This window comes from Flavobacterium potami (assembly GCF_020026915.1).
Classification (GTDB): Bacteria; Bacteroidota; Bacteroidia; order Flavobacteriales; family Flavobacteriaceae; genus Flavobacterium; species Flavobacterium potami.
Genome location: NZ_JAINUY010000001.1, coordinates 876,011 through 902,053 on the forward strand (window position 1 = coordinate 876,011; position 26,043 = coordinate 902,053).

20 protein-coding genes are annotated in these 26,043 nt (G+C 34.9%); 8 read left to right on the top strand and 12 right to left on the bottom strand.

Features of this window, described 5'->3' with window-relative positions:
• Positions 1–10 precede the first annotated feature (10 nt).
• The 3 genes from K6T82_RS03780 (at position 11) to K6T82_RS03790 (ending at position 4,772) form a co-directional block, all read left to right on the top strand.
• Positions 11–1,057 (top strand): aldose epimerase family protein, encoded by a 1,047-nt coding sequence (locus K6T82_RS03780; RefSeq protein ID WP_144219281.1) that lies wholly within the window; start codon positions 11–13, stop codon positions 1,055–1,057.
• A gap of 32 nt (positions 1,058–1,089) precedes the next feature.
• Positions 1,090–2,106 (top strand): L-rhamnose/proton symporter RhaT, encoded by a 1,017-nt coding sequence (locus K6T82_RS03785; RefSeq protein ID WP_144219282.1) that lies wholly within the window; start codon positions 1,090–1,092, stop codon positions 2,104–2,106.
• A 113-nt stretch (positions 2,107–2,219) separates the two neighbouring features.
• Positions 2,220–4,772: a glycoside hydrolase family 2 protein gene (locus tag K6T82_RS03790; protein WP_223704649.1), complete on the top strand. Its 2,553-nt coding sequence runs from the start codon at positions 2,220–2,222 to the stop codon at positions 4,770–4,772.
• 268 nt (positions 4,773–5,040) lie between these two features.
• On the opposite strand, the gene K6T82_RS03795 is transcribed toward K6T82_RS03790, so the two are convergent.
• From K6T82_RS03795 to K6T82_RS03805, 3 genes are all read right to left on the bottom strand, one after another.
• A complete protein-coding gene (locus K6T82_RS03795; RefSeq protein ID WP_223704650.1) occupies positions 5,041–5,532 on the bottom strand; it encodes a hypothetical protein in 492 nt (163 codons plus the stop codon).
• Between the two features lie 11 nt (positions 5,533–5,543).
• Positions 5,544–5,879, bottom strand: coding sequence for a hypothetical protein (locus tag K6T82_RS03800; RefSeq protein WP_223704651.1), 336 nt, complete (start codon positions 5,877–5,879; stop codon positions 5,544–5,546).
• 120 nt (positions 5,880–5,999) lie between these two features.
• Positions 6,000–6,878: an AraC family transcriptional regulator gene (locus K6T82_RS03805; RefSeq protein ID WP_144221583.1), complete on the bottom strand. Its 879-nt coding sequence runs from the start codon at positions 6,876–6,878 to the stop codon at positions 6,000–6,002.
• 158 nt (positions 6,879–7,036) lie between these two features.
• On the opposite strand from K6T82_RS03805, the gene K6T82_RS03810 reads away from it, so the two are divergent.
• From K6T82_RS03810 to K6T82_RS03830, 5 genes are all read left to right on the top strand, one after another.
• Complete coding sequence (locus K6T82_RS03810) at positions 7,037–8,152, top strand: Zn-dependent alcohol dehydrogenase (RefSeq protein WP_144219286.1); 1,116 nt, start codon at positions 7,037–7,039, stop codon at positions 8,150–8,152.
• Positions 8,153–8,163: 11 nt separating this feature from the next.
• A complete protein-coding gene (locus tag K6T82_RS03815) occupies positions 8,164–8,958 on the top strand; it encodes an alpha/beta hydrolase (protein ID WP_144219287.1) in 795 nt (264 codons plus the stop codon).
• 176 nt (positions 8,959–9,134) lie between these two features.
• The gene (locus K6T82_RS03820; RefSeq protein WP_144219288.1) at positions 9,135–10,286 is read left to right on the top strand and encodes a cytochrome P450; all 1,152 of its coding nucleotides are present in this window, start codon (positions 9,135–9,137) and stop codon (positions 10,284–10,286) included.
• A gap of 17 nt (positions 10,287–10,303) precedes the next feature.
• Positions 10,304–10,612, top strand: a complete 309-nt coding sequence (locus K6T82_RS03825; RefSeq protein WP_144219289.1) for a 2Fe-2S iron-sulfur cluster-binding protein — start codon at positions 10,304–10,306, stop codon at positions 10,610–10,612.
• Positions 10,613–10,626: 14 nt separating this feature from the next.
• Positions 10,627–11,874 (top strand): NAD(P)/FAD-dependent oxidoreductase, encoded by a 1,248-nt coding sequence (locus tag K6T82_RS03830; protein WP_144219290.1) that lies wholly within the window; start codon positions 10,627–10,629, stop codon positions 11,872–11,874.
• A 109-nt stretch (positions 11,875–11,983) separates the two neighbouring features.
• Here K6T82_RS03830 and K6T82_RS03835 read toward each other — a convergent pair whose 3' ends face one another.
• The 9 genes from K6T82_RS03835 to K6T82_RS03875 all read right to left on the bottom strand — a co-directional run bounded on the left by K6T82_RS03835 (position 11,984) and on the right by K6T82_RS03875 (position 25,991).
• Entirely contained in the window at positions 11,984–12,649 is a 666-nt protein-coding gene (locus K6T82_RS03835) for a bifunctional 4-hydroxy-2-oxoglutarate aldolase/2-dehydro-3-deoxy-phosphogluconate aldolase (RefSeq protein ID WP_144219291.1), read from the bottom strand.
• 7 nt (positions 12,650–12,656) lie between these two features.
• The gene (locus K6T82_RS03840; RefSeq protein WP_144219292.1) at positions 12,657–13,679 is read right to left on the bottom strand and encodes a sugar kinase; all 1,023 of its coding nucleotides are present in this window, start codon (positions 13,677–13,679) and stop codon (positions 12,657–12,659) included.
• Positions 13,680–13,696: 17 nt separating this feature from the next.
• A complete protein-coding gene (locus K6T82_RS03845; protein ID WP_223704652.1) occupies positions 13,697–14,953 on the bottom strand; it encodes a LamG domain-containing protein in 1,257 nt (418 codons plus the stop codon).
• 50 nt (positions 14,954–15,003) lie between these two features.
• Entirely contained in the window at positions 15,004–17,205 is a 2,202-nt protein-coding gene (locus K6T82_RS03850; protein ID WP_223704653.1) for a CRTAC1 family protein, read from the bottom strand.
• A gap of 1 nt (position 17,206) precedes the next feature.
• Positions 17,207–18,457 carry a T9SS type A sorting domain-containing protein gene (locus tag K6T82_RS03855; protein WP_223704654.1) on the bottom strand — a complete coding sequence of 417 codons (1,251 nt, stop codon included), beginning with the start codon at positions 18,455–18,457 and terminating at the stop codon, positions 17,207–17,209.
• 467 nt (positions 18,458–18,924) lie between these two features.
• A complete protein-coding gene (locus tag K6T82_RS03860; protein WP_144219296.1) occupies positions 18,925–19,950 on the bottom strand; it encodes a LacI family DNA-binding transcriptional regulator in 1,026 nt (341 codons plus the stop codon).
• 764 nt (positions 19,951–20,714) lie between these two features.
• Positions 20,715–22,382, bottom strand: coding sequence for an RNA-directed DNA polymerase (locus tag K6T82_RS03865; protein ID WP_144219301.1), 1,668 nt, complete (start codon positions 22,380–22,382; stop codon positions 20,715–20,717).
• Between the two features lie 29 nt (positions 22,383–22,411).
• Positions 22,412–24,532: an ATP-binding protein gene (locus K6T82_RS03870; protein WP_144219302.1), complete on the bottom strand. Its 2,121-nt coding sequence runs from the start codon at positions 24,530–24,532 to the stop codon at positions 22,412–22,414.
• Positions 24,525–25,991 carry an SIR2 family protein gene (locus tag K6T82_RS03875; protein WP_222104894.1) on the bottom strand — a complete coding sequence of 489 codons (1,467 nt, stop codon included), beginning with the start codon at positions 25,989–25,991 and terminating at the stop codon, positions 24,525–24,527. Before K6T82_RS03875 ends, K6T82_RS03870 begins: the two co-directional genes overlap by 8 nt.
• Between the last annotated feature and the right edge of the window lie 52 nt (positions 25,992–26,043).

The following is a 26,043-nucleotide window of genomic DNA, read 5'->3' on the forward strand; positions in this document are numbered from 1 at the left end:
AAAATAAAAAATGGAAGTAACTAAATCAAAATTCGGAACGCATCATAACAATGAAGTAACGCAATATACTTTGTCCAATGACAACGGAATGGTTGTAAAAATAATGGATTTTGGAGCGACAATAACTTCAATTACAGTGCCTAACAGCGATGGAAGTCATGACGAACTGGTATGTGGTTTTGAGAAGTTTGAAAGTTATTTTTCAGAAGAATACAAGAATAATGCACCTTATTTTGGATCAGTTGTCGGAAGATATTCATCGCAAATTAAGGATTCTAAATTTACTTTAAACGGAAAAGAATATTTGTTAGCCGCTAATTGTGGTAACAACAATTTACATGGAGGTGCAGTAGGTTTTGATAAGAAAATGTGGGAAAGCGAAATCCAAATGAACGGAGACAAAGTAGGGGTGAAAATGTCCCTATTAAGTACTGATTTAGAAGAAGGTTTTCCCGGAAATGTTAAAGTTTTTTGTTTTTATAGTTTGGACAATGACAATGTGTTGAGTGTCCGTTATCTAGCAAGTACAGATGCGGACACACCATTGTCGCTTACCAACCACACGTATTTTAATTTATCGGGTTTTACCAATTCGATTGAAAATCATACTGTGACTGTGGAGGCTGCAAAGAAGTTAGAAATAGACCATACCGGTGCTGCAACGGGTAAAGTAGTAGACTTAGAAGGGCAAGTAGATGATTTAAGATTTACACAAAAAATTGTTGACTTACATGCTAAAATGAATGATGGTTTTGAACATTACTTCATTTTTGATAAAAATAATTTTGAACTTGAACAAGTGGCTGAATTTCAATGTGCAGAAAAGAATCGTTCTTTAACCGTATTTACTTCAGAACCAGGAATGCTTTTTTATACAGGAAAATACACTTCGGATGCATTGCAGCGCGAGACTGGCGAGCAGTACGGAAAATATAGAGGTTTTTGTTGTGAAACACATCGTTATCCAAACGGTATGAACATCAGTAATTCACCAAAATCAATTACCAAAAAGGAAGAAGATTTTCAAAGTGAAACGATTTTTAAATTTTCCTTTTAAAAATTTAATTAACAACCAAAAAAAATAAATACATGACTGAAGGAATGTTTTTGGCAATTTTCGCCGGATTGATGTTAGGGCTTTATGCGCTACCAGAAAAATTTACAAAAGATTTTAAATATGAGAACACCTGGAGTTTATTCTTCTTGTTGACCATGTTTGTAGTTCCCATTATTGCCTCTGCATCGCTAATTACGGGTTTTTCGGAAATCTTTTTGAACATGCCAACTGAAATTTTGGTCAAAATGGCTCTAGCTAGTTTCTTATGGGGAACAGGAGTAATGATGTGGGGAAAAGCCATTAATCACATTGGTTTGTCTTTAGGTTTTTCTTTGTTTATCGGAACGATTATTTTGGTAGGATCCTTATTGCCTTTCGTTGTAGAGGGATTGCCCCCAACAAATAAATTAACACTTATTCTATCAGGACTTTTTGTAGTACTGATTGGGGTTTTTGCCAATGGTCAAGCAGGTCTTATTAGAGAAAAATTTGAAAAATCAACTGGAAAAGACGGCGCTCCTGAAAAAGGATCTATGGCTACTGGTATTATAATCGCTGTTGTAGGAGGATTATTGGCTACTGGATTTAGTTATGCCAATGCTGTCGGAAGACCTTATTTACATGAAGCTTGTCAAGCACATGGAAATGCCGAATGGATTACCGCTGTTGCAGTAATGTTTCCCATTTTCATTAGTGGAGGTGTAGTAATGACCGCTTATTTTATCGGACAATTGTCTACTAAAAAAGCGTGGGTAAATTTTAAAACTCCTGCTTTCTCTCAAAACTTCATATTAATTTTAGTAATGGCTGTTTTTCACTATGCAGCTTCAGCATTGTTTGCGTATGCCGCTTTTAAATTAGGAAGTAGCGGGAATACTGTTGGTTATGCCATATTCAATACCTCATGTGTGGTTACCGCTATTATGAGTGGTATTGTAACAGGAGAGTGGCGTAATGCCTCAGACAAAGCGAGAAATTTTTTGTATGTGGGTTTGGCTTGTATGGTAATCGGAATTGTGATTGTTGCTTTTGGAAATGGCGTAGCATAATTTAAGAGAAGCAATCATCAATGTAATTAACAGATTTTGATATTCAAAACGAAGTGTTTTTATCTCTTTTTTTGAAAATCAGTTTTATGAATTTGTTTTAATACTGTAAAGCAATGGAAAGAAAGTTAGTGAAATGTATTACTTTTTTTATAAGTTTATTTTGGATTTTAGGCAGTTACGCACAACCCAATACGACTTTGTCACTTGAAGATTCAAGTCAGCAAATGCTTGATTTAAGTGGTTATAAATGGCGATTTAAAATGATGGCACCCGGTGAAGGTGTGAAAAAAGGGCTTCATAAGTTACCTGCAGAAGATATTGAAACCTTAGTATGGAACAACGCCAAAGTGCCAGGAGATGTCTATACTGATTTATGGAAAGCAGGAGTAATTGAGGATCCGCATTTTGGAAGAAATAGTGTCAAAGCCCAATGGGTACAACAATATGAGTGGTGGTATGCTTTGCAATTCAGTATAACAGAAGGTATCGAAAACCAGATGGTAGATCTTGTTTTTGAAAGTGTTGATTACAGTTGTGAAGTCTGGCTAAATGGTCATTACTTAGGAAAGCATGAAGGGGTATTTTCTCCATTTTCTTTCAATGTCAACGACTACTTAAGAATTCATAAATGGGATTTCCTCAAAGGACGAAATATGTTGGTCGTAAAACTGGATACACCTCCTCAAGTGAATGCTTTTGTAGCGGGTAAAAAAACACCTTGGTTTGGCGATTATTGGAGAGATATTACTCCAATCGGAATTGTAGGGCCCGTAAAATTGATACGTACGGGTAAGATTCGTTTTAAAGATGTGTATGCCAATAATAAAATTAATAAAGATGGCTCAGCAGATGTAAGTCTTGAAATTACGGTGGAAAATACCAATCCAGTAGCCAAAGAATGTTCTTTTGAAGCAGTGCTGAATGGTAAAAACTTTAAAATGAAGGAAGAGAAAGTTGTTTTAAAAAAAACGATTTCCCCTGGAACGCATAAAGTAATTCAAAAAATACATCTAAAGGATGCTAAGTTATGGTGGCCTTGGGATTTAGGAGATCAAAATTTATATATCGCAAAAATAGCCATTAAAGATGGTAAACTAAATCAGGATGTTAACGAAACTACTTTTGGCATTCGTGACGTGACTTCCAAATGGAATCCTGGTTTTGTAAAGGATGTCGATGTTAGTTTTCCGCGTTCGACTTATATAAATGGAAAGTTTCATTTCATTCGTTCGGCTTGTTGGGGTGGACCGCCAAATATTTTTGTGGGTCGCACAGAAATAAGCGATTACAAAGAGTTGATTCGTTTGGCTAAAGAAATGAATATGAATAACATTCGGATTTTCGGATGGCATCCTCCAGAAATTCCTGAGTTTTATCGATATTGTGATGAAATGGGTATGACCGTTTGGCAAGACATCATTCCGCTAGGAACAGGTAATATTCCATCGGATGAGAAAAACTTAGCTGAAATTTTTAACGAAGGAGTGAAGGTCGTTGTGGCTCGTAGAAATCATCCTTCATTAATCATGATGGAAGGTGGAGAAGAAATGATGTTCCGTACCCGTGATCCAAAATTCGGGCGACAGTTTTTGGAGCGTTTAGGTGATTCCTTGCAAGCTCATGTGAACTTGCCGTATGTCCCCGATTCACCAATGACGGATCATGTAGGACAACAAGCGGGATTTAAACCAAAAGAAGCGGTTCATGCTTTGCGTTATTTTTATGAAATGGGACGATGGTTGCACGAAGATTGGTACCAAACAAATGCAAACGGATTTCCAATTGTTCCTGAATTTGCTATTACCTCTGTGCCATCGGTAGAGAGTTTGAAAAAATTTATTCCTGAAAATGAAATGTGGCCTCCGGGATTGAGCTGGGGTCACCACTGGGCCGATTTGACGCATTTGCGTATGCAAAACTGGGATGTCTTTAATAGTGAAATGAAAGGTTCGTTGGAAGAGTTTGTCAATGCAACGCAAGATGCACAAGGAATTATTTTCCAAAACGGAATCGAACATTTCCGACGTGACAAACCAAGTTTAAGTGGTATTGCATTGTGCCATTATATCACTTATGGTCCTGATATGAAATGGGCGATTGTAGATAATTACAGAAAACCAAAAAACTCCTATTATTTTGTTCAAAAGGCTTATCAGCCCTTATTGGTAAATTTTGAATTCAAAAAACGCCGTTGGGATACTAAAGAAGCTTTTATTGGAAATATTTGGATCATTAATGATTTTTATAAAGAATATAAAGACTGTAAGGTGAAGTTTGAAATGAAAGATGACTCGGGTGCGGTGATTTCAACCAAAAATTTTGAAGTGTCAAAAATTGAGGAAAATAGTGCCAAATCGTTTTTTCCTATAAATGAAAAAGTACTGAAAACGGTAAAGTCAAAGTTCTTTGTCAATCTGGAACTGACTGATAAATTAGGAAAAGTAATCTCTAAAAATGATTATTTCTTTTTAATAGGCGACCAAAAAGAAGCCACAAAATATTTCAATGAATGGCAAAAACTGCGTTTAAAAGAAGAAAATGATAATGGAAGTTATGGTTCTTACTATCATTATTTCAAAGAGTTTACAGGCGAAGATGGAAAGAGATATGAAAGTCAAATTCAAAACCCTAGAGCTACTGGTTTTGAGAATGATAAAAATAATTAAGACTAACGATTTCCACTTTATAATATTATGAATAGAAAATTGCTTCAAGAAAAGATGAAATCTAAAAGGAGCACTCAGATTGAATTTAAAAGTAAATATAGTTGAAAAAACAAAAACGCTGACAGAGGAACTTTAAAATCCTACTATAAGCGTTTTTTTATAAGCTAGAAAAAAGATGCTAATCAAAACGAGCGAAATTTTTCAGCTTTCTTATGTATTTTTTATAATGCTTTTTTCGGTTTTAATCCACAGCTAACTTAGGACCTCGTTACCCCATATCTACTGGAATTTCTCCCGCTGCAGGTTCATATTTTCCATCAACATTTACTTCGTTCCATTCAAAGCTATTGTTTATAGAAAATGAAATAGTAATCGTTACATCTTTTGTCTCATTTACTGTAATAGCTAAAGCTTTATCAAATTTACTTGTCAGGACGCAAGAACCTTCTGGAATTGGAGAAGTTTGGTAAATTGGGTTTGGAACCGTTATGGCTCCTGCTGGTGCTTGACCATCAATAACAGTCCATAAAGCTTCAAAACCCCAATAACATTGTAGTTTATTAGCTTTTATAACTACGTTTTTACCATTTATGGTATAATTATCAATATAAGTGTTATAACCTAAAAAGCTTGTCAATATTGCATCGTATTCGGCATCATTGTAAAGTGCTTTTACTTTTCCATTTTGATAAGAAGCAGATATACGAAGCCACTCATAATTTCCCTTTTTAATATCTTTTAAAGGGATTTTTAAAAACATTTCTTCGTCTTTCACAAAATTTTCTTTGCTAAAATCAATAGCTTTTTCACCTCCTTGGTTGTTTCTTCACCTTTGTAAATAACTTCACCTTGTCCTATTAAAGTATTCGCAGTAGGGGATAGTTCTAAATAGTGAGCACTCATTTCATTCATTATAGGTGTTTGTGCCGCATTTCCTTGTGCTATAACCGAAGGGTTTCCTAAGTTGTCTAATCGAACCTGATTTTCATCAAATTTTAATTTTACAATCAAGTTGGCATTTGTTTCTGCAGTAGCATCATCTGACGAACTGCAAGAGGTAAGCGCCAGTAAAAAGGATGCAAAAAGTAGTAGGTTAATTTTTTTCATTTTTTTGATTTTGGGATTAATCGATAAAGATATTTTTTTAAAAAACTTCTAGCAAACTTTCCTGAAATTTTTCGAAATAAAATCTATGTTTCTATATGTTATAATCTTTTTTTATATTTTCTATATTTCAATAGTAGTGCCGACATCCTCTAGATGGTATTTTTTTCTAAATACTAAAGGCGAGCATTTCATGAATTTTTGAAACTGACGATAAAAAAAAGGCAAACTTTCATACCCACATTCATAGGCAATTTCGCTTACCTGTTTTTTGGTTTCAATTAGTTGTTTGCAAATTAAATTGATGCGGTACTCATTCACGAAAGTGAAAAATGACTTTCCTAAGTTTTTTTTGAAAAAGCGACAAAAGGTTTCTTCATTCATGTGCACTAAATCGGCAATTTCATTCAGACGAATTTTCTGATTGTAATTTTCTTGTATATAATTATAAATCAGATTTATTCGGTCATTTGCTTTACTGTTTAGATTAGGTACAAAACCGTCTGAACTAAGGGTTTCCACCTCTTTTATTTTGCTTAGTTCTTCTAAAAGTAGAAGTAAGGCAAGTAGTTTTTCTAGTGGTTTTTGGGTAATGATTTTTTGCAGCCGCTCGAGAATCACATCGTTTTCAATAGTGCGGAAAGAGAGTCCTTTTGAAGCATCTGATAATATCCTTTTTATAGAATGAAATTCTTTTTTCTCCAACCAATTTTCGCCCAAAACGCTATCGTCCCATTGCAATACAATCGATTGAACTCCGCCTTTTAGGTTATCATGATTTTTCCAATAATGCGGCAAATTTGTACCTAACAATACAAAATCCCTTTTTTTAAACTCCTGAACGCTATTACCAACAAAACGGGTACCTTCTCCTTTTACAATATAAGTAAGTTCATATTCAGGATGAAAATGCCAAGGTGTTTCAAAATTTTCAGCCTCATATACAAATGCGTTAAAAGAACTTTCTACCGAAGAGGGTACTTTTTCAAATAGTGCTTTCATTTTTTTTCTTCAAATATATTCAATATTGATTAGTAAAAGAAGCTTATTTAAAATTTTAGGTCAATATAAGGTATTAATTGTGCAATATTGGTACTGTGACTAATGACTATAGTATATACTTTTAACTTTTATAAAAAGATAAACTTTAAAAGTATTCTATGAGCATCAATTGTAAAGCAGCTATTGCAAAAGGAGATGGAACATTTTCTATAGAGACCATTACAGTAAATGATCCGCAAGGGGATGAGGTGATAGTAGCCATTAAAGCGGCAGGTTTGTGTCATACCGATTATGACTCCTTAAATTGGGGAAAACCAATTGTAATGGGGCATGAAGGAGCAGGAATTGTTACTGCAGTTGGGACAAATGTAAAAAGTGTACAAGTAGGTGATGCAGTGATTTTGAATTGGGCAACTCCTTGTGGAAAATGCTTTCAATGCGAGCATGAGAATGAACACATTTGCGAAAATAATTCGCCTGTAGTAGCAGGAGGAAATGGGTACACCCCCGGACATGCCCATTTGGAAGGAACAACTCTGAATGGAGTGCCAATCATTCGCTCCTTTAATATAGGAACGCTTGCTGAATATACTCTGGTAAAAGAATCGGCAGTAGTTAAAAATCCAATTCAAAACATGTCTTTTTCGGCAGCAAGTATCGTAAGTTGTGGCGTTATGACGGGTTTTGGATCTGCTGTAAATACGGCTCAGGTTACCGAAAATTCATCAGCTGTTGTGCTTGGAACAGGAGGAGTTGGTTTGAATGTAATTCAAGGATTAAAAGTGTCGAAAGCTTGTAAAATCATTGCGATTGATATCAATCAAGAGCGATTGAATATGGCGGTTGAATTTGGTGCGACTCATACCATTTTGGCCGATAAGAATGACAAAGGACTGTTACAAGCGGCTCAAAAGGTAAAAGAAATGACAGCTGGTCGTGGTGCCGATTACGCTTTTGAGTGTACTGCAATTCCAGCTTTGGGCGCTGCACCGTTGGCAATGGTTCGAAATGCTGGCACTGCTGTTCAAGTTAGCGGAATCGAACAAGAGGTTTTGATTGATATGGCCTTATTCGAATGGGATAAAAAATACATCAATCCGTTGTACGGAAAATGCAATCCGCAAAAAGATTTCCCTAAAATTATCGAACATTATCGAAAAGGAGAAATCAAATTAGACGAGATGATTACTAAAACGTATCCTCTGGAAGAATTGCAACAAGCCTTAGACGATATGTTGGCTGGAAAAAATGCAAAAGGTGTAATTACTTTTTAATTTTAGAAATGATGTCAAAATTTAGAACAACCGAAATATCCAATCCAGAATTTGAGAGCAATAACCTTCGATTCATTACGGTTAAAACCCCTAATCTGAATGGGCGAGGTGACATCTGTGTTTTTGTACCGCCTTTTGAAGATTTAAAAGACCTTCCTATTGTAACGCTAATGCATGGGGTGTATGGTAGTGCTTGGATTTGGGCGCACAAAGCAGGAGTACATTTTACAGCTTTAAAAATGATGGAAGAAGGATTGATAAAACCGATGGTAATTGCGATGCCTTCGGATGGATTATGGGGAGACGGTTCGGCATATTTACCGCACAACAATGCCCATTATGAAAAATGGATTGTCGAAGATGTGATTGATGCCGTGAGAGAAAACATCGATTGCACCAGCGAAAAATCCAAATTGTTTATCTCGGGGCTTTCGATGGGCGGGTATGGCGCTTTGCGTTTGGGAGCCAAATTTCCAGAGCGTTACCAAGCCATTACGGGACATTCTTCGATGACCAATAAAAATCAAATGCATCTTTTTGTTGAAGAAAACGAGAGCAATTTCAATCAATTTGACCCCATTAACGAAGACGTTTTAAGTTTGATTATAAAAAATAAAAAGCAATTGCCACCCATACGTTTTGATTGTGGCAAAGAGGATTTACTCATCGAATACAATCGGAATCTGCATAAAGGTTTAACAGATGCCAATATAAACCATCAATACCAAGAATTTGAAGGCGCACACGAATGGCCATACTGGCAAGAACACATCAAAGACAGTTTGTTGTTTTTTAATGGGTTCTAAAAACTGAAAATAGACTTAAGAAGCTGAGTTTAATGATCAGTATGAAAAGTTTAGTACTAATAAATAATGTTAGTTAATGTTCCTGCAAGGTCTTTTTCGAGACGTTGTAGGTGTGTTGTCATCAGCATTTAAAACGTACCAGGTTGAAAAAAAAGATACTAATAAAAATATAAAAGATGAAAAATAGTGAGTTTAACGATCCATTTGAAGAAGCACGTGTAAACCAAGGTTTTGGAGAAATGGACGATCAAAATGATCCTGTAACCATGCTATTGCGTCACAAAGATGTGCGCAAAGGAGCTCACGACTGGAAAACCTTTCAATCAGGGGCGGTACCAGGTCGTATTGTGATTCCTTCAGAAGTGAACATCAGAACAACACGTCAGATTCCGTTTGAAGTAGATCCGCCGCAACATAAAGACTTTAGAGCTATTTTGGATCCTTGGTTCAAAAGACCTTTAGAGGAAGAATACCAAGCCAAATTAAAAGAGCAAATTAGTGCTTTAGTTGATGAGGTTTTAGCCAAAGATTCGGTAGATGTAATCAGTGAATTTTCATTAAAACTACAGTCAAGAGCCTTGACTTTATTACTAAATACGCCTTATGAAGAAGCTGACTTATGGATTTCATGGGGAACTCACGTTTTTCGTAGTGAAGGAGAAGCCTTAGATGGTGCTAAAGCGGCTATTTTGTATGATTATATCGATGGCCGAATTGATGAAGCCATTGCCAAGCCTGGAGAAGATTTGTATTCAGTATTACTGAATGCTGTAGTTGATGGCAAAAAATTAACAAAAGAAGAAGTGAAAGGCGTGATGATTTTGACGTTTGCAGGTGGCCGTGATACGGTAATCAATGCGGTGTCAAATTCCATTGCTTATTTTGCAGAGCACCCAAAGTCATTAGATCGTTTGCGTGTAGAACCCGAAATAAGAAACAAAGCTATTGAAGAGTTGATTCGCTATTTTGCGCCATTAACTCAGATGGGAAGAGTAGCCAAAACTGATTCTGCTGTTTGTGAACATGCTATAAAAGCAGATACAAGAGCTTCTTTGTGTTGGGCGTCTGCAAATCGAGATGCCACTGTTTTTGAAAATCCAAATGAAGTGGTTTTAGATCGTAAAATGAACCCGCATTTGAGCTTCGGATTCGGGACACACAACTGTTTGGGAGCAACCCACGCTCGTACAATTATGAAAATAGCGGTGGAAGTATTAACGGAAAAAGTGAGCACTATGGAAATTGTGAGTGCCGAAGAAAATATCGAAGATTTAGGTGATTTCAAACGTAAAGTTGGCTTTCACCGCTTACAAGTAAAATTTAATTAATTAAAAAAATAAAGAAAATGGCAAAAATAACTTTTATCACTAGCGATGATGAAACAATAACTTTAGAAGGAACATCGGGTAGCGTAATGGCACTTGCAGTTGACAATGGTATCAAAGGAATCGATGGTGATTGCGGAGGGGTATGTTCGTGTGCTACTTGTCACGTACATGTTTTACCAGAACATGTTTCAAAAACGGGAACCGCTAGCGAAATTGAAACGGATATGCTAGAATTAGATGATGATGCGGATGAATTCAGCCGTTTGTGTTGTCAATTAGAAATTACCGAAGCGTTGGACGGAGTAGTGCTTCGTGTGGCTAAATAATTAAAAAATGTTGTATGTCTGAAACTAAGAAACCAATTTGTGTGATTATAGGAGCGAGCCATGGCGGCGTAAATTGTGCTACGGCTTTACGAAAAGAAGGCTGGGAAGGCGACATATTGCTTTTTGATGCCGATCCTGTGTTGCCATACCATCGCCCACCCTTGTCTAAGGCCTATTTGACAAGTGATGATGGTATTGATAAGAATGTTTTAAAATCAGCAGAAAGCTACCAAAAAGAAGACATCACCTTGAATTTGGGGGTAAAGGTGGTCGCAATACATGCAAAAGAGCAAACCATTACTTTGGAAGACGGAACGCAACAGTCTTATGATCAATTGGTTTTGGCTACGGGAGCAAGACCAATTGTACCGCCAATTGAAGGATTAGCAACTGCTCAAAATGTATTTCCTTTGCGTACCGCTGCGCACGTTGCTTCTATCAAAAAGGGCATCAATGCGAGCGCTACCAAACGTGTTGTTGTGATTGGTGGAGGTTATATCGGACTAGAAACGGCTGCTTCCTTAAAAAAATTAGGTGCTCAGGTGGTGGTATTGGAACGTGAATCTCGAATTTTAGCACGAGTGACTGCTCCAGAAATGTCTAGTTTTTTTCATGAGTTGCATCATCAAAATGGGGTAGAAGTGCTTACGGCTAAAAATGTAAGCGCAATTGAAAATAATGACGCTTCAAACGTAGTGGTTTGTACCGATGGTTCTCGTTATCCAGCGGATATGATTATTGTGGGTGTAGGTATTTTGGTAAATAAAGAATTGGCAGAACAAGCAGGAATCAAAATTGAAAATGGGATAATAGTCAATGAAAAGGCGCAAACCAGTGAGGCCAATATTTATGCAATTGGTGATTGTACGTATCATTTTAACCCGCATTACAACCGCTTTATCCGTTTAGAATCGGTTCAAAATGCCGTAGATCAGTCCAAAATCGCGGCTGCTGCAATATGTGGAGGTGCTTCGGTTTACGACACCATTCCATGGTTTTGGTCGGATCAGTACGATCTCAAATTACAAATGGTTGGTCTGTCACAAGGCTATACCGAGGTCGTGGTTAGAAAAGAAGATAAGCCCAATAGTTTTTCAGTTTGGTACTTTAATGAAGATACTTTATTGTCCGTAGATGCGGTTAATAATGCCAAGGCTTATGTATTAGGTACAAAAGCTATTAAGCAGAAAATTAAAATTGATAAATGGAAATTATTTGATAGTACCTCTATTTTAAAGTTAGATACTATTGTAGCGGACTAGATTGGAACTAAAAAAGCGAATATTCAAAAAAATAAAACGAGTTATAAAGTAGAAAAGAGACTGTGAATAAAATAATTTTATCACAATCTCTTTTTATATTTAGATATAATTATTTTAACTTCGAAATAATTTCAATAACTTCTTTAACTTTTTCAGTTAATCCCTTAAAATCTTTATTTGCCACAATCTCTTTAGTTATTAATTGGGATCCCATTCCTACACAAGTTACTCCAGCGTTAAACCATGAAGTCAGATTTTCAGCTGTTGGATGTACTCCTCCAGTTGGCATAATAGATGTCCAAGGTTGTGGACCTTTAATTCCTTTTATAAATTCAGGTCCATAAATATCGCCCGGAAAAAGTTTAACGATTTCGCAACCTAATTCTTCTGCTTTTGTTATTTCTGTAAGTGTTCCGCACCCAGGAGACCATAAAACTTTGCGTCGGTTACAAACTATTACAATATCCTCACGTAATACTGGAGTTACAATAAAATTTGCGCCAAGTTGCATGTATAACGAGGCAGCTGCAGCATCGGTTACGGAGCCAACCCCCATTATCATTCCAGGTAATTCTTTAATTGCATACTTGGTAAGTTCGCCAAAAATTTCGTGCGCAAAATCGCCACGAGCTGTAAATTCCAGCAAACGTGCACCACCATCATAACACGCTTTTAAAATATTCTTACTTAATTCGATATCATTACTGAAAAATAGTGGAATCATTCCAGTATTTTTCATCGCTTGAGCTACTTCAATTCGGGTATATTGTGCCATATTTATATTATCTTGATACTTTTCCTGTAAAATCACCTCCAATTAATTTTTCAACTTCTTCAAGTGTTACTAAGTTATAGTCGCCTGCAATAGTATGTTTCAGACAGCAGGCTGCTACAGCAAAATTAAGGGCTCTTTGTTTGTTTAGTGGTTCTTCATTTAATCCATAAATTAAGCCTCCCATAAAAGCATCACCACTTCCAACACGATCTACAACCGGAGTTACATCTTGAACGTCTGCATCATAAATTGTATTTCCATCGTATAAAATTCCTCCTATACGTTGATGAGAAGCACTTACAGAATAGCGCAATGTGGTTGCCATAAATTTTAACGACGGAATTAGTTTAAAAATGGTATCATACAGCACGGGCAGTGATTCCTGATTTTGATAATCCGGATTCATTTGTGGTAGGCCCAGCATGAAATTTGCAGTGTCTAGATCTCCTAAAATTACGTTGCAATATTGCAGAATTTTAGGCATAACTTCTTTTGGATGTTTACCATATTTCCAAAGTTTTGATCTGTAGTTTAAATCACAAGAAATTGTTAAGCCCATATCTTTTGCAATTTCCAAAGCCTCAACACAAGCCTCAGCGGCACTTTCAGATAGGGAAGGAGTAATGCCACTCCAGTGAAACCAAGTGGCATCTTTTAGAATTTCTTTCCAGTCAATCATTCCTTTTTTTAAAGTTGACATTCCACTATTTTCGCGATCGTAAACAATATTACTGGCTCTTGTACTAGTTCCTGTTTCTAGAAAATAAATCCCAATTCGATCACCATCCAAGAGCACATTCTGACAGCCGACATTAAGTTTTCTCATCTCTTTTAGTGCACAATTACCTAATTCATTATTTGGTAATCGTGTAATATATTCTGTATTCAGACCATAATTTGCCAGAGATACAGAAACATTAAATTCTCCACCGCCATAAGTAGCTTTATACGATTCTGCTTGTGAGAACCTTAAATGTCTTTCCGTTGAAAGACGCAGTAAAATTTCACCGAAAGTGACTATTTTTGTCATTTTAATTTATAGTTTAATTATTTGCTTTTTAAATTAATAATCAATGTACTAGAATCAATATCAACAGGATCTTTAGTGTTCAATGGTCGAATTATAGCCAATAATGAATATCCAGATTTTGGTTCAAGTTTTTTATCTATTCTCATATCGTATTCTAAATTAGCATAACCAGTGTAGGCAATGAATTTAGTTTCTTTAATTAGTTTTCCTTCAGGATCGGATAGTTTTAGTAGTATTTCACGATCTTCAATGGCCTTATATTGTATTGGGATTTTTAAAATTGTTTTAGAAACTAAGTTTATAATAGCCACGTGAAAAAGAATTTGTTCATTAAAAAGAGGGATAACCGGTTCGTTGTTAGAAGACGGAATTGGCATATTAGCCTCTACCAATTTATAAGCGCGTACCCAATCATAATAAACGGTATTTTTTGTTGGATCTGCTAATTCAGCATCATTTGGCAACTCAATCCAAGGAAAAGGGTAGGTTTCTGATACCAGACGCATGTGCATTGGTCTGTCAAACGGTTTTTTGTTTATTTCGGAATAAAATTTTTGATGTTTTGGTTCACCATTATTGTAGTAATAACTTGCTGTTTGTTCATCGCGCCACCATCCACCATACACATTAAAATTTTCAGAAGATAATTCCGCATTTTGAAAAACAACTTGAGGAGCGCGGTAATCATGAACCTCTCCATTGCAGTCTGTGTACCAATAATGAGAGTTAGAATGCATTCCATTGGCAAAATAACTGCCTTCAAAAGGTCCATTTCTGCCAATAGATTCATGAATATCCCATTCTAAACTGTATTTGTCACACTCTTTTAGACTTTTCGTTTTTCCATTGGTAGAAAACCAAAAAGTAGCCGACATAGTGGTAGCCGCAGCCTTAATTCGGGATTCATAGTACCCAAATAACACTGTTTTTTTGGAGACAACCGCTCCGCCTGCGATAGTAAATTTTTCTTCCCCGTTGGCGTTTTTGATAAGGGTGTCTTTTTTCATTTTTTCCCCTTTAATTTGTAAAAAACCATCTTTTACGGAAACCTGAGAAGCCAGAAACAAGCCAGGAACTCTGCCTTTCCATTGCGGATGGTAATCAAACCATTTGGTTGTATCAATTTGCGTTCCGTTAAACTCATCTGAAAGCTCGGGATTTAGAACCCATCTTTTCCCCAAGGGCGGTTCTGGAGGACCAGATGTTATCGTTTGAGATTGAACCCAATGTAAATTAGCAAACGCCAATAGTATCATTATTCTTTTTATAGACATCATTTATATTTTTAGGATAATTGTGTTTTTTAATCTAGTTGTTAAATGATTCACGGAGTAGTATAAACTTGGTTTACCTTTAAATTTTTTGCAGTATAAGTCTCGCCATTTCTCCATCGAACGGTGATGCTTTTAATTGTTTCGTCATCACCTAGACCAAAATGTACGGTATTCAATAAACTTTGCGAAAATACTTCTCCTGATGATCCTACTCTTTTGGTATAGCTTTTAGAGGGTGTAGTGACCGTTACAGTAGCAGACATCGGATCAATATGATGCAAATCGGAATAATTTACGCGAACTAGCACATAGTTTTTATTCTGGATCAAACTATTGTCATACAGATACCATTTTCCATAATTATCGCTTCCGTTTAGTAAATCGATATTTCCGTCAAGGTTAAAATCAAAAGCTTGCCCCATATCCCCATGTCCAGGATCATTAGGGTCATGAGCATTATGAAGCGTTGTAGTTTCAAATTGCCCCTTTCCGTTATTTAGCAAAAGCCAATCACTCACGCTCGATTTCAAAAAGCCAAACCTATATACGAACAAATCAATATGACTGTCATTATTAAAATCGGCTGCAACCACCCCTTGATTATTTCCTCCCAAAGGTACATTCCACTTGGTGGTAACATCGGTAAAATGATTATTGTCGTTTCTAAATAATACATCCTGAACATTTCTGTTTTGCGGTGTCCATTCTGGATGTACAGATTGAACTCCATCAATAGATATTCTAATTTCCCAATAGATATTGCCGTTTCTAACAGATTCCAATCGCCATTTGTTGTTGCCTAAATAACCAAGATACCAACCATTTTCTTTTCTTTCATTCGGCCATCCTTTGGCCATTTCTGGGGTTACTTTTATGGTGTCCTTTTCCTGAACGTCCAGGATCTCTTTTTTGGAAGCGCCTAAGTGCAAAGGAAATCCATCATTATACATACGATACCATAAAAATATACCCGATAAGGTAATGTGACCCGGAGCCTCAAAGTCGATGCTGGTAATGCCTTTGTTGCCTTCGTCTCGCATATCCATACGTTTGGTAATAGGGTTGTAATCCAAAGATTTATTGGCTATTTCGTAGCTAGGTTTTCCTCTACTTAAATAAATATCCATGTCTCCATCATTGTCAATATCTATTTCGCATGCCCCGGTAATCAAATCTGTTTTTTGAAGATTTTCGGGTACCCATTGCTTGGTAACATCAGTAAAGGTTAAATCGCCATTGCCAACCCAAACCGATATAGGCGAAAACAGAATTAAGTCGTCTTTTTGATCTCCATTAATATCCGTCACTAAAACGCGTTCGGCATTGGCACCTTCAATTGCTTTACTATGTGCAATCTTGAAATGACCATTTCCTATGTTTGTGTATATAATTTGTTGACTTCCGGAACTACTATTAATTCCTTCGGCATTGATAAGTAATAAATCCAAATCGCCATCCAAATCCATATCGATCCATCGAACTGCTCTACCGCGTGAGCCGTGTGTAATTCCGGCTTCGATCGAAACTTCTGTAAATTTTCCATTGTCATTGCGTAGTAAATGAGGCGGTTGTGGGTCAGTTCCATTACCACCGCCTTGTGCAATAATAATATCCACATCGCCATCATTGTCATAGTCGCCGACTGCAGAACCGTGTATGTCCCATTGCTTGAGTATTTCGGAATGTTCTTGAACTTTGTTGTTTCCGAGATTCCAAAAAAGTTTGGCAGGCACTTTGTCGTGGTTGTTTAAAACAAAATCATACAAACCATCATTATTCAAATCACCCACCGATGGACCGCCGTATTTCCAAGTATATTCTGTCTTTAATCCAGATTCATCCGAAATGTCTTTAAATTGCGGGATAGCTGGAATGTCTGTAGCGTTAAATTTTATATCCAAAAGGGTGATCTCACCACCTTGTTTGAGTATTTTAATTTTCTTTTCTCCCTCTGTTTTAAAATCGACTAATGCGTTTACAGTAACAATACCAGCGTTCGGAATATCAATATTGTCTACCAAAATTTGGCTATCACAAACTAAGGATAAGTTAGAATAGTTATTTTTGGAATCTACTTTCAGGTGGACTATCCGTTCCGTTTTTCCTTCTACTGTATATTGGATTTCTACCGGTTCGTTATGAACAGCTATAGGAGTTTTTAATGTTTGATTAGTGGTACTCGAGCAGCTATTTAATAAAAGTGAAAGAGTTAGGGTCAGGAGTGTTTGGTGGGTTAGATTGATGAATTTCATTTTATTCTTTAATAATTTTTTGAGTAACAGAAGTGCCATCTTCCCAATTGATTTGTGCAAAATACATTCCAGCGCTTAAGTTTTTGGTAGCAATAGTAGCATTGGTATTATTGATTTTTTCAACCAACAATTTAGTTCCGCTCAAACTGTAAATTTGAACAGTGCTTATGTTTTTTTCTGATTTTACTTGAATAGAATCTTTAAAAGGATTTGGAAATAGCATCAATTTTTTTTCTTCAATCTTGGCATCTTGTTTCCCTAAATTTGGATCGGTCACAGGTTTGTAAATTCGAATCCAATCGATATTGAAATTATGATTGTCAAAATTTGTAATTTCTTCATCAGTAGGAGTACGTCCTTTACAGGCATTCCAGTTTTGATCTTCCATATTAATAATGATATCCATTTCTTTTACCAGTCCCGTGCGTGTAGCGGCAGTTCTTGGAGTAGCTGTTGAGGTATAGTTTAATGGGTCTATTCCGTCTTTGCCGTTCACAGTATCTAGATTGTCCATTACCTTGACTAATTGACCATCCAAGTAGTATTCTAACCGAGTTGGACTAGCCCAGTACACACCAAGACGAATCCATTTGTCTGTCCAATAGGTTTTTGTAGCTCCCGTGTACCATGTGCTGGCATCGGTAGGCTGATAATCCAAAAACGGACTTCTAATAAATACATGGTGACTTAAATGCAAACGTTGTGCTAGCCAATCATTTCTAGTTGCTTTTCCGCCGTATGCTTCCAGGATATCGATTTCTTGGGTGTCATCTGGACTAAGCATCCAAATATCAGAAGCCATAACTGCATTTGCGATTTTAAAACGCGCTTCTACATATACAGGGTACTTTACCCTTGTTTTCGATGTAATGCAGCCCGCTCTTGTAGCCGCCATAGTCCAGCTTTCGGCAATATTATCTCCATCACAATCTACAGTAAAAGTCTTAGTTTCATTTGCCTGTCTAGTTGCAAAAACATGCAGATTTCCTCCGCTAACGGTAGTATTCTCATACCTCCATTTTGTAGGCCCTGGACCATCCCAAGTGTTGTGATAAAAGTTAGTCCACTTTCCGCCAATCGTTGCTTGATTAGTGGACGCTTCATAGGTGTAATTAAAATCATCAGACTGTGGCTGAATTTTCCAAATTTTTCCTGTTCCAGCATTTGCAGGAACGGGAATGCCATTCCAATCTTGACTGTATAAAAACGGAGACATACATAAAGTAAGCAGTACAATTAATTTTAGTTTCATTATTCTTTGTTTAAATAATTATAATCTTTTTTTGGTCCCGCAATTTACTTTTTCAAAGTGTAGGTCAATGTTTAGGGGACTAGATATAAACTGAACAATAGGAATAATTTGTACAAAATGAATTAAAGGTTTTCAGTGTAAAACTGGATTGCTACTGGTTACCTTGCCATAGAGGAATTTTATATCTTTAGAGTTAGTAGCTTATAATAAGTCTTTATTTAAAATCAATAGTATTCTAAACACCTATACTTTTAATGTAATATAATAAGATTAAAAAAATTAGTTGTCGCAATAGTGATGAAGTACTGAAGATTTGACGGTATAGGCAAGTTGTTGTTTTTATGAAAGAAATAATTGCAGAAATAATGTTAAAAACAATTGGATCAAGAATAGCTCCAGCTTCTTCATGCAAAATATTTAATAGCTAATAATTTATCACATTGCTAAAATTTATAAAATGACTTTCGTCACTTCAATGAAGTGATTTTTAGAGAAGAAGCACGTATATTTAATTGCCCATTTAAGGTAATGCTTTTAGGCTGGAAACCTTTCTTTGTTTCAATTTGTTCAATAAGTATTTTAGCAGCTTCTTCACCAATTTCCCTTGCAGGTTGCGAAACAGAAGTCAGTGGAGGCTCAATTATAGTTGCCATTTGTGAATCGGTAAAACCAACAAAAGCAATGTCATTTGGTATAGAAAATCCATTTTTCTTAAAAACTTGCATGGCTCCAATAGTTACCGGATCATTTGCTCCAAAGATAGCGTCAGGAATATTTCCTGAGTCTATTATATTTTGCGCCGCTTTTTGACCATCGGCTAATGTGAATCCCGTAGCTACAATTTGATTTTTATTATAGCTCAATTGGTATTTTTGGTGAGCGTCTAAAAACCCTCTTAGACGCTCATTTGTCAATGAAACGCCATCCCTACCTTTGAGATGTACAATATTCTTGCAACCTTGATTAATCAAATGCTCGGTGGCAAAAAAGGCCCATTTGTAATCGTTAAAAACAACTTTAGAACAATTGAGTTGATTGTTTACCCTATTGAAAAGCACGATTGGAAAGCCCGACGCAATTAAATTTTGATAATAATCGGTATTATTGCTTTCACTTGATAATGAAACAATCAAGCCATCAACCATGCTATCTTCTAAGGTTTTGATATTTTTTAATTCAGTTTCAAAACATTCGCTAGACTGAGCAATTAGCACTTGATATCCATTTTCAAACAAAATTTCTTGAACCCCTATGATGACCTCAGGAAAAAATGCATTGATAAACTCAGGTACAATAATACCAATAGTAAAAGAACGCTGTTGCATTAACTTTTTAGCAATAGGATTAGGACGATATCCTAATGCTTTGGCCGTTTTTAAAACCAATGCTTTGGTTTCAGGATTGATATCAGCCTTGTCGTTGAAGGCTCTTGAAACCGTAGAAACTGAAGTGTTCAATTGTTTAGCAATGTCTTTGATGGTAATATATTTCATGCGAATTAAACAACTTGAAAAGATTAGTTTACAAATGAAAATGATTAATAGGTTATAAAAGTACAATAATTTTCGGTAACGTTCTCGAAAGATTTAACAAGCTTCGGTAGCAACAGTACAATACGCTCCAAACGATGACGGACTATATGATGTGGAGGATCTTTTTATTCGCCGATCAATACTTCACTCGTTATATGATGGGAACAAGTGGAAAAGATGGAATGAGGTCTATTGCCATCACGTCAATTTTAGATGTGTGAAGCTGTAATTATAACATTTTCATGAAAGTTATCTGCTTTCTAGATTTAATCTCTTGTTCGAAATAGATACAGTGAATATGCTGCTATTCGCGAGATGCTTTTAAATAAAGTAATGTATAATAGTTTTGAATCTAAACTTGTTAGCACTTGATTTTGCTTACTTTCTATTTTCCAAAAAATCATGTGCCATCATTTTGCTGCAATTCTAAAACGAGTGATTGCTATAATATTTTTGATGTTTAGTAATGTTTCGAACTTAAGGCTTCAAGTGGTTGTCTAACAGTTTTTTAAATTTGTTCGTAAAAATTATGCACCGATTCTGCACCCATATTTATAATAATGCTAATTAAATTTTTCCAGCTATCTAAACCCTTCTTTAATAGTTTCGAACCCAAACTCGTCAACAATTGATTTTACTGAACTGATAGTTTTTCAAAATTGACTTTGCCACGATTTTGCCACAAAACAGTAACGATCACTATATTTAACTTGCATTTATTTAATTTAGTAATCAATGTCTCCCCCGCTACCAACAGTAGACAGCCTATTTTGTTTTTTTACAATCTTTTCTTTAGTTTCAACTTTTGGAGTTGATACAGTTTTAGTCGCATAAGGGTCAACTAGTTTAAAAGGAATTATCTTTTTTGTATTGTCGTAAAATTTTACTTTATGTTTTTTGAGAATCTCAAAATATTCATTTTCCAAAATTGGGTTCACTTTAGGAGATTTTATCCAACCCTGAACAATTGCTTCATATGTTAGAAGCCATTTTTCATCCATTAAAGTTTCGGGAGTCATTTCTTGTCTTATCAATGAAGTACTCACTTGTTTATTTATAAAGCCATTTTTTTTCAAATCTAATGCTATTAATATTGAAGTTGCATCGGTAGATTCAAAAACTAGTTTTGCAATGTTATTAGGCAATTTTATTTCAAATTCTTTGCAAATCCATAAAGCCCATGATACTTCAAAATGATGACCTTTAGGAGTGTGTTCTTTTATTATATTTTCTACAACATTTTTCACCTTTAATTTTTCTACTTTGTTCCCATGAGACACTAATATTTGCGCAACCGTTGGTAAAGTTACAGGTTCCGATAAAGCAATTTTTAATATTAATGATTGATATAAGTTCCAACTTTCATTGAAAAGAGCGATTCTTTTTAAAACTGTAATTGCAAAATTTAAAACGGAATCTTTTGGATTGTTTTTTGCATGTTTAAAAGCAATACTAACAAATCTTTCAATATCAGTTTGTTGGGATTGTGGATGCTTCCTAAATGTAAATGAACCCAATTCAATTGACCAATCAGGTTCATAAGGAAATGGAAATTTTGAGATTTTTGTCTTTTCTTCATTAATATCTAGTTGAAATTCAGTAAATATACTTTGAACGTACTTAAAAACTTTTTCAGAATCTGCTTGATTTTCACAGTAGATATAATAATCATCAATATATCTGAAGCCTTTAATTGCCGAAGTATTAAATTTTTTCTGTATCATTTCATCCAGTGTGCATCCAATAATTTCTGCTATCACAAGTGATGTATCAGGACCAATTGGAATACCTAAAGTCTGCCCTGAGTTACTTTCTCGTAAGTTTTTATCTAACAAGTTCCCTAATAGGGTATTGTCTTTTCGATTTGTTTTAGCTATACTTTTAGTATGTATAATCCAAGGTATGATATGGGTGTATATTGTTCCATAATACCTAGAAACATCTGTTCGAACTTCATAAATTTTATCATATGAATTAATTAGACATTCTTTGCGAAATTGTCCAAAACTGTTTATTGATTTTAATGCTCTTTTGCCAGTTTCATCTTTAATAGGTTTACTATTTGAAATTTTAGATTTATTGAAAATTTTTTCAATTTCAGCCCAATTATTAGTTATAGACTTGGCAAGTATTGATTGGTGATATGGATTTGGAATGCCTAAAAGACGTCTTGAAAAGCCAACTTTTGGAAGTGAATGTATAACCCACTTTGATTCCCAAAATTTATCTTTAAAAGCTTCCTTTATTGATTTTTGGGATCTATTAATATTAACATTAACTGTAGTCCAATCATTTTCAATAACACTTAACTTATCTGCGAATATTTTAGTTTGAAAAGGTGGAGGCAATTCTTTTGGAAAATATCCATTTTCTAAAAGTTCTTTTTGTGTCATGTGTTAATTTTGATATTGGTAAATTTTTGTTAGTTTTCTGGTTCAGCCGTTGAAATGAAATTTGTTCCCTTTTCCCATGAATCAGCAATTCCTTTATAATTTGGGAAATTCTCTGGCAATTCTTTTATCCAATTTTGTATGAATTTAGGGTTATTACTATTAGGTCTCGGATTTGCTGTATTCATTTTTGCTTGTACGGGTGTTCTTACAGCATCCCCCATGATCACTACATGTTGCTGTGGCAAAATTGGTAATTGTTGAAGTATATCTTCATTCGCGGCTGAGACCAATTGGCGTACATATTTCTGGTCTTCAGGGTTTTGAAGTCTGTGGATAATAAATGAGTTGCATTGCGATAATACTGTTTTTGATAATTCAGAAGGTCGCTGGCTAGAAACTAGTAATGAAATTCCATATTTACGTCCTTCTCTTGCAATTCGTTCAAACACTTTTTTTGCTATTGATTCTCTGTCACCTCGGTTTTTTTCTGGAATGTAATTTTGAGCTTCTTCAAGAGCTATAACCATGGGGAGATTGCCTCTATCGTTTTCTGGAAAACGAGAAGCAAATTCTAATATTAGTCGGCCAATTAGACCAGTAATTGTTTCCAATACTTCAAATGGTAGTAATGACATATCAATTATGGTAATTTGGCTCGGTTTATTTTCAACTAACTTTTCAATGTCAGTTTTTGCTAGTTGTTCCTTATAAAATTCCGTAAATATATCCGAATCTTCAGTTTTATATACTTTACAAAAATCTCCTAGGATAAAGGAAATGAATTTAGCTAATGCATCAGTTATTTCTGCTGTATGATTAAGAAGTAAAGGTTGTGAGATTCTTTCATCTCCTAAATATGATTGTAGACGTAATCTTAATGTTGAAACAAATTCTCTTAATCTGTTACCAGAATTATCTTGTTCATTAATTGCTTCATCAAAAAATCTAGTTATGAGGTCTTGAAAATTGAACCAGATAGGTAAATCAATATTTTTTTCGATTGCAATTTGTTCAACATTTTCTGAACTTGAATATTCTAAGTACTTGCTTTGCAAATGTCCTAAAGCATTTTTTTCTTCAATAAGAGTATTATCTGCACCAAGTATTAAGAGCGTATTTTGAATTTCGGCTAACAGTTGATTGCCATTTGGGGTGATTGTATTTCCCAAACCAATTATTTCGTTGTCTACTTTATATCTCCAGTTGCCAAATTCATTAAATTTTTTCTTTCTCTTTATGTCATCTGGAGATGCATCAAATAAACTCAAAATTCCTCTTTCTGTAAATTTATCAATGATTGGTTTATCTGTAATAGTTTTTTGATTTTTTGCTAAGCCTAAAGCTCTTTTAAATACAGGGGCTTGTGTTCCTGAAGTTGGTTCAAATAGAAAATCAAAATCAGCAAAATTCATAAACCAAAAAGGCACTTTCATTCCACTCTTATCTATATGAAAAGCATTAACTTCCTGTAAATTCTTATATGGATTTTCGTTTGTTCCTTGGAAAGCTTGCTTATATTCTCCATTTGTATCAAATATTATAATGTGAGCATTCTGCAATTTTTTACCGTTATATTCAAATTCAAACATACTTTGAATTATTGAGGCGAACGTACACGATTTCCCTGAACCAGTATTTCCTAGTATTGCTGCATGTTTACCAAAAAACTTATCTGGATTAATTTTTATTTGATAATCAGAAAAAGATGGAGAGGTACCAACTGGTAAATAGTAGTCGGCTTCAAAATCTATTTCTGTTTTTTCCTTTTGGTCAAAAATATTATCTAAATCTTGTCTTGTAACATACCAAACTGGATTATCTAAAATGGGATAATTGTAAACACCTTGAATATATTTTCCATTATTTTCGATTGTTCCAATCATAGTTGCAACTAAATATCTGGCAGATTTAGTCAAAAATATTGCTTCTTTATTTTTTCCTATTTCTGTTTCATCGATTGATTTAACACTAGTAACCATTGCGACAATCCTCTCTGCTCCAATAGGAATAATTACATAAGAATTTATTCTTGCTACTTCGTATATATCTTCATACCCGCTTTTATAAAGACTTTTTAAATCATCATCTAATCTGATGTATGCTCTAAAACTATCTACAGAAATGACTTTGCCAATGCTTCTTTCACTCATCTTCTAAATCGTTAATAGGTTCGTGTACAGGATTTTTATCGCTAAATATTTCATTTAAAGTAGTTGCGACTCTGTCGTAATTGTCAACACTGTTAAAATTTGGCATGAGGGTATCAGAAAAACTTAAAAAATCACCAAAGAAAGCTCCTTCAAGAATTATAATTCTAGGGTCATTTAGTTCTTTCAGATTATTGATATAATCATTTTTTGTGCCTTGAAAATCAACTACAATCAGGGTAAATGTAGGATTTGATAATGCTTGAAAAATAATATCATTAAAATGGTCGTCACCAAATGAATAGCCGACAGTGATAAGTACAGATTGTGATTGCGTTATGGTTGATGCAAATTGACGAAATAATTCAGAATATGGTAAGTCAAGTGTATATGATTTTTTAACAGCTGAAGGATAAATTATTATTTCTCCTTTTTTGCTTAAAGATTCTATCAGCTCTAAGGACTTTTCTTCAATACCATATAGATTATTTGCATCCCTCGATTCAGAATTAACCCAAGATAATGATCCATGTAGTTTGAAATACCTTACAACTTTTTCAATTCGTTGAACTTTTCCTGAGGTTGTTGAACCAGGATAAAAAATATCATATTCAAAAGTCTCAGGTTTAAAAAAACGTTTGTGAAAACCAGAAAAACCATCGATGTAATGTACTCCAAGTTTATCAAAGGCATATTCAAAAGCTAAATCGTAATTTGCAGTGAAGATATTCGACCTTCTTAGGTTTAAAGGTCTTTGGAGTAAAGCTTTGATGAATTTTTCGTGAAAAATATATTTGCTTCGGGTTTCTAAAAGAACACCCTGTTCTTTTTCTTTTTCAAATTTACTAGCTTTTTTTCTGTCAATAATAGTCTGAGAGACTGACCTTTTTTCTAAATTACAAACATTGAATAAACCTTCCTTTATTGCAACTATTAGTTGAGCACATTTATCATTTCTTTTTTTACTTTTATCCTTGTCTAAAACAAAATCTTTAGCAATTAGATAATTAAGCACAGCCTCATATTCCAGAACAATTTCAGCAGAATCGGAATCTCGTACAAAATCATCTTCTATGTAAAATTTCCAGCCTCTAACGTCAGTAAAGGATTCATCAGAATCTGCATCGAGATTTTTTTTACCATATTCCAAAAACTCACTTTGTAATGCTTTAATTGTATCAACAAATTCGTCATGTATTCCTTCAAAATCAGATTCATTGTTTTTTTCAACAATATATTTTTCAACCTCATATGGAAAATTTCGAATTGCTACAGCTCCTAAATGAATGGAAGTGCCTGAGCCAAATAAGAAGCTAACATTATCTAGTTCGAGGTAATTTTTGAGCATTAATTTTATTTTGTCAATAATTTTAGCTTGTTCAATACCTTCACTTGTCCAATCAGCTAGTTTATCAGTACTGCCGAATAGGATTTTGTTTTTGCTAGAGTCGAAATATTCCATAATATCCTTATTTCTGTTTATTATAAAATTGTAACATTTAATAAATTATATC

Coding starts and splice junctions, on each gene's coding strand:
- K6T82_RS03850 (WP_223704653.1), bottom strand. CDS start 17,205: ATGAAATTCATCAATCTAACCCACCAAACACTCCTGACCCTAACTCTT.
- K6T82_RS03875 (WP_222104894.1), bottom strand. CDS start 25,991: ATGGAATATTTCGACTCTAGCAAAAACAAAATCCTATTCGGCAGTACT.
- K6T82_RS03835 (WP_144219291.1), bottom strand. CDS start 12,649: ATGGCACAATATACCCGAATTGAAGTAGCTCAAGCGATGAAAAATACT.
- K6T82_RS03795 (WP_223704650.1), bottom strand. CDS start 5,532: ATGTTTTTAAAAATCCCTTTAAAAGATATTAAAAAGGGAAATTATGAG.
- K6T82_RS03825 (WP_144219289.1), top strand. CDS start 10,304: ATGGCAAAAATAACTTTTATCACTAGCGATGATGAAACAATAACTTTA.
- K6T82_RS03860 (WP_144219296.1), bottom strand. CDS start 19,950: ATGAAATATATTACCATCAAAGACATTGCTAAACAATTGAACACTTCA.
- K6T82_RS03800 (WP_223704651.1), bottom strand. CDS start 5,879: ATGAAAAAAATTAACCTACTACTTTTTGCATCCTTTTTACTGGCGCTT.
- K6T82_RS03865 (WP_144219301.1), bottom strand. CDS start 22,382: ATGACACAAAAAGAACTTTTAGAAAATGGATATTTTCCAAAAGAATTG.
- K6T82_RS03810 (WP_144219286.1), top strand. CDS start 7,037: ATGAGCATCAATTGTAAAGCAGCTATTGCAAAAGGAGATGGAACATTT.
- K6T82_RS03840 (WP_144219292.1), bottom strand. CDS start 13,679: ATGACAAAAATAGTCACTTTCGGTGAAATTTTACTGCGTCTTTCAACG.
- K6T82_RS03815 (WP_144219287.1), top strand. CDS start 8,164: ATGTCAAAATTTAGAACAACCGAAATATCCAATCCAGAATTTGAGAGC.
- K6T82_RS03870 (WP_144219302.1), bottom strand. CDS start 24,532: ATGAGTGAAAGAAGCATTGGCAAAGTCATTTCTGTAGATAGTTTTAGA.
- K6T82_RS03780 (WP_144219281.1), top strand. CDS start 11: ATGGAAGTAACTAAATCAAAATTCGGAACGCATCATAACAATGAAGTA.
- K6T82_RS03855 (WP_223704654.1), bottom strand. CDS start 18,457: ATGAAACTAAAATTAATTGTACTGCTTACTTTATGTATGTCTCCGTTT.
- K6T82_RS03790 (WP_223704649.1), top strand. CDS start 2,220: ATGGAAAGAAAGTTAGTGAAATGTATTACTTTTTTTATAAGTTTATTT.
- K6T82_RS03845 (WP_223704652.1), bottom strand. CDS start 14,953: ATGTCTATAAAAAGAATAATGATACTATTGGCGTTTGCTAATTTACAT.
- K6T82_RS03785 (WP_144219282.1), top strand. CDS start 1,090: ATGACTGAAGGAATGTTTTTGGCAATTTTCGCCGGATTGATGTTAGGG.
- K6T82_RS03805 (WP_144221583.1), bottom strand. CDS start 6,878: ATGAAAGCACTATTTGAAAAAGTACCCTCTTCGGTAGAAAGTTCTTTT.
- K6T82_RS03820 (WP_144219288.1), top strand. CDS start 9,135: ATGAAAAATAGTGAGTTTAACGATCCATTTGAAGAAGCACGTGTAAAC.
- K6T82_RS03830 (WP_144219290.1), top strand. CDS start 10,627: ATGTCTGAAACTAAGAAACCAATTTGTGTGATTATAGGAGCGAGCCAT.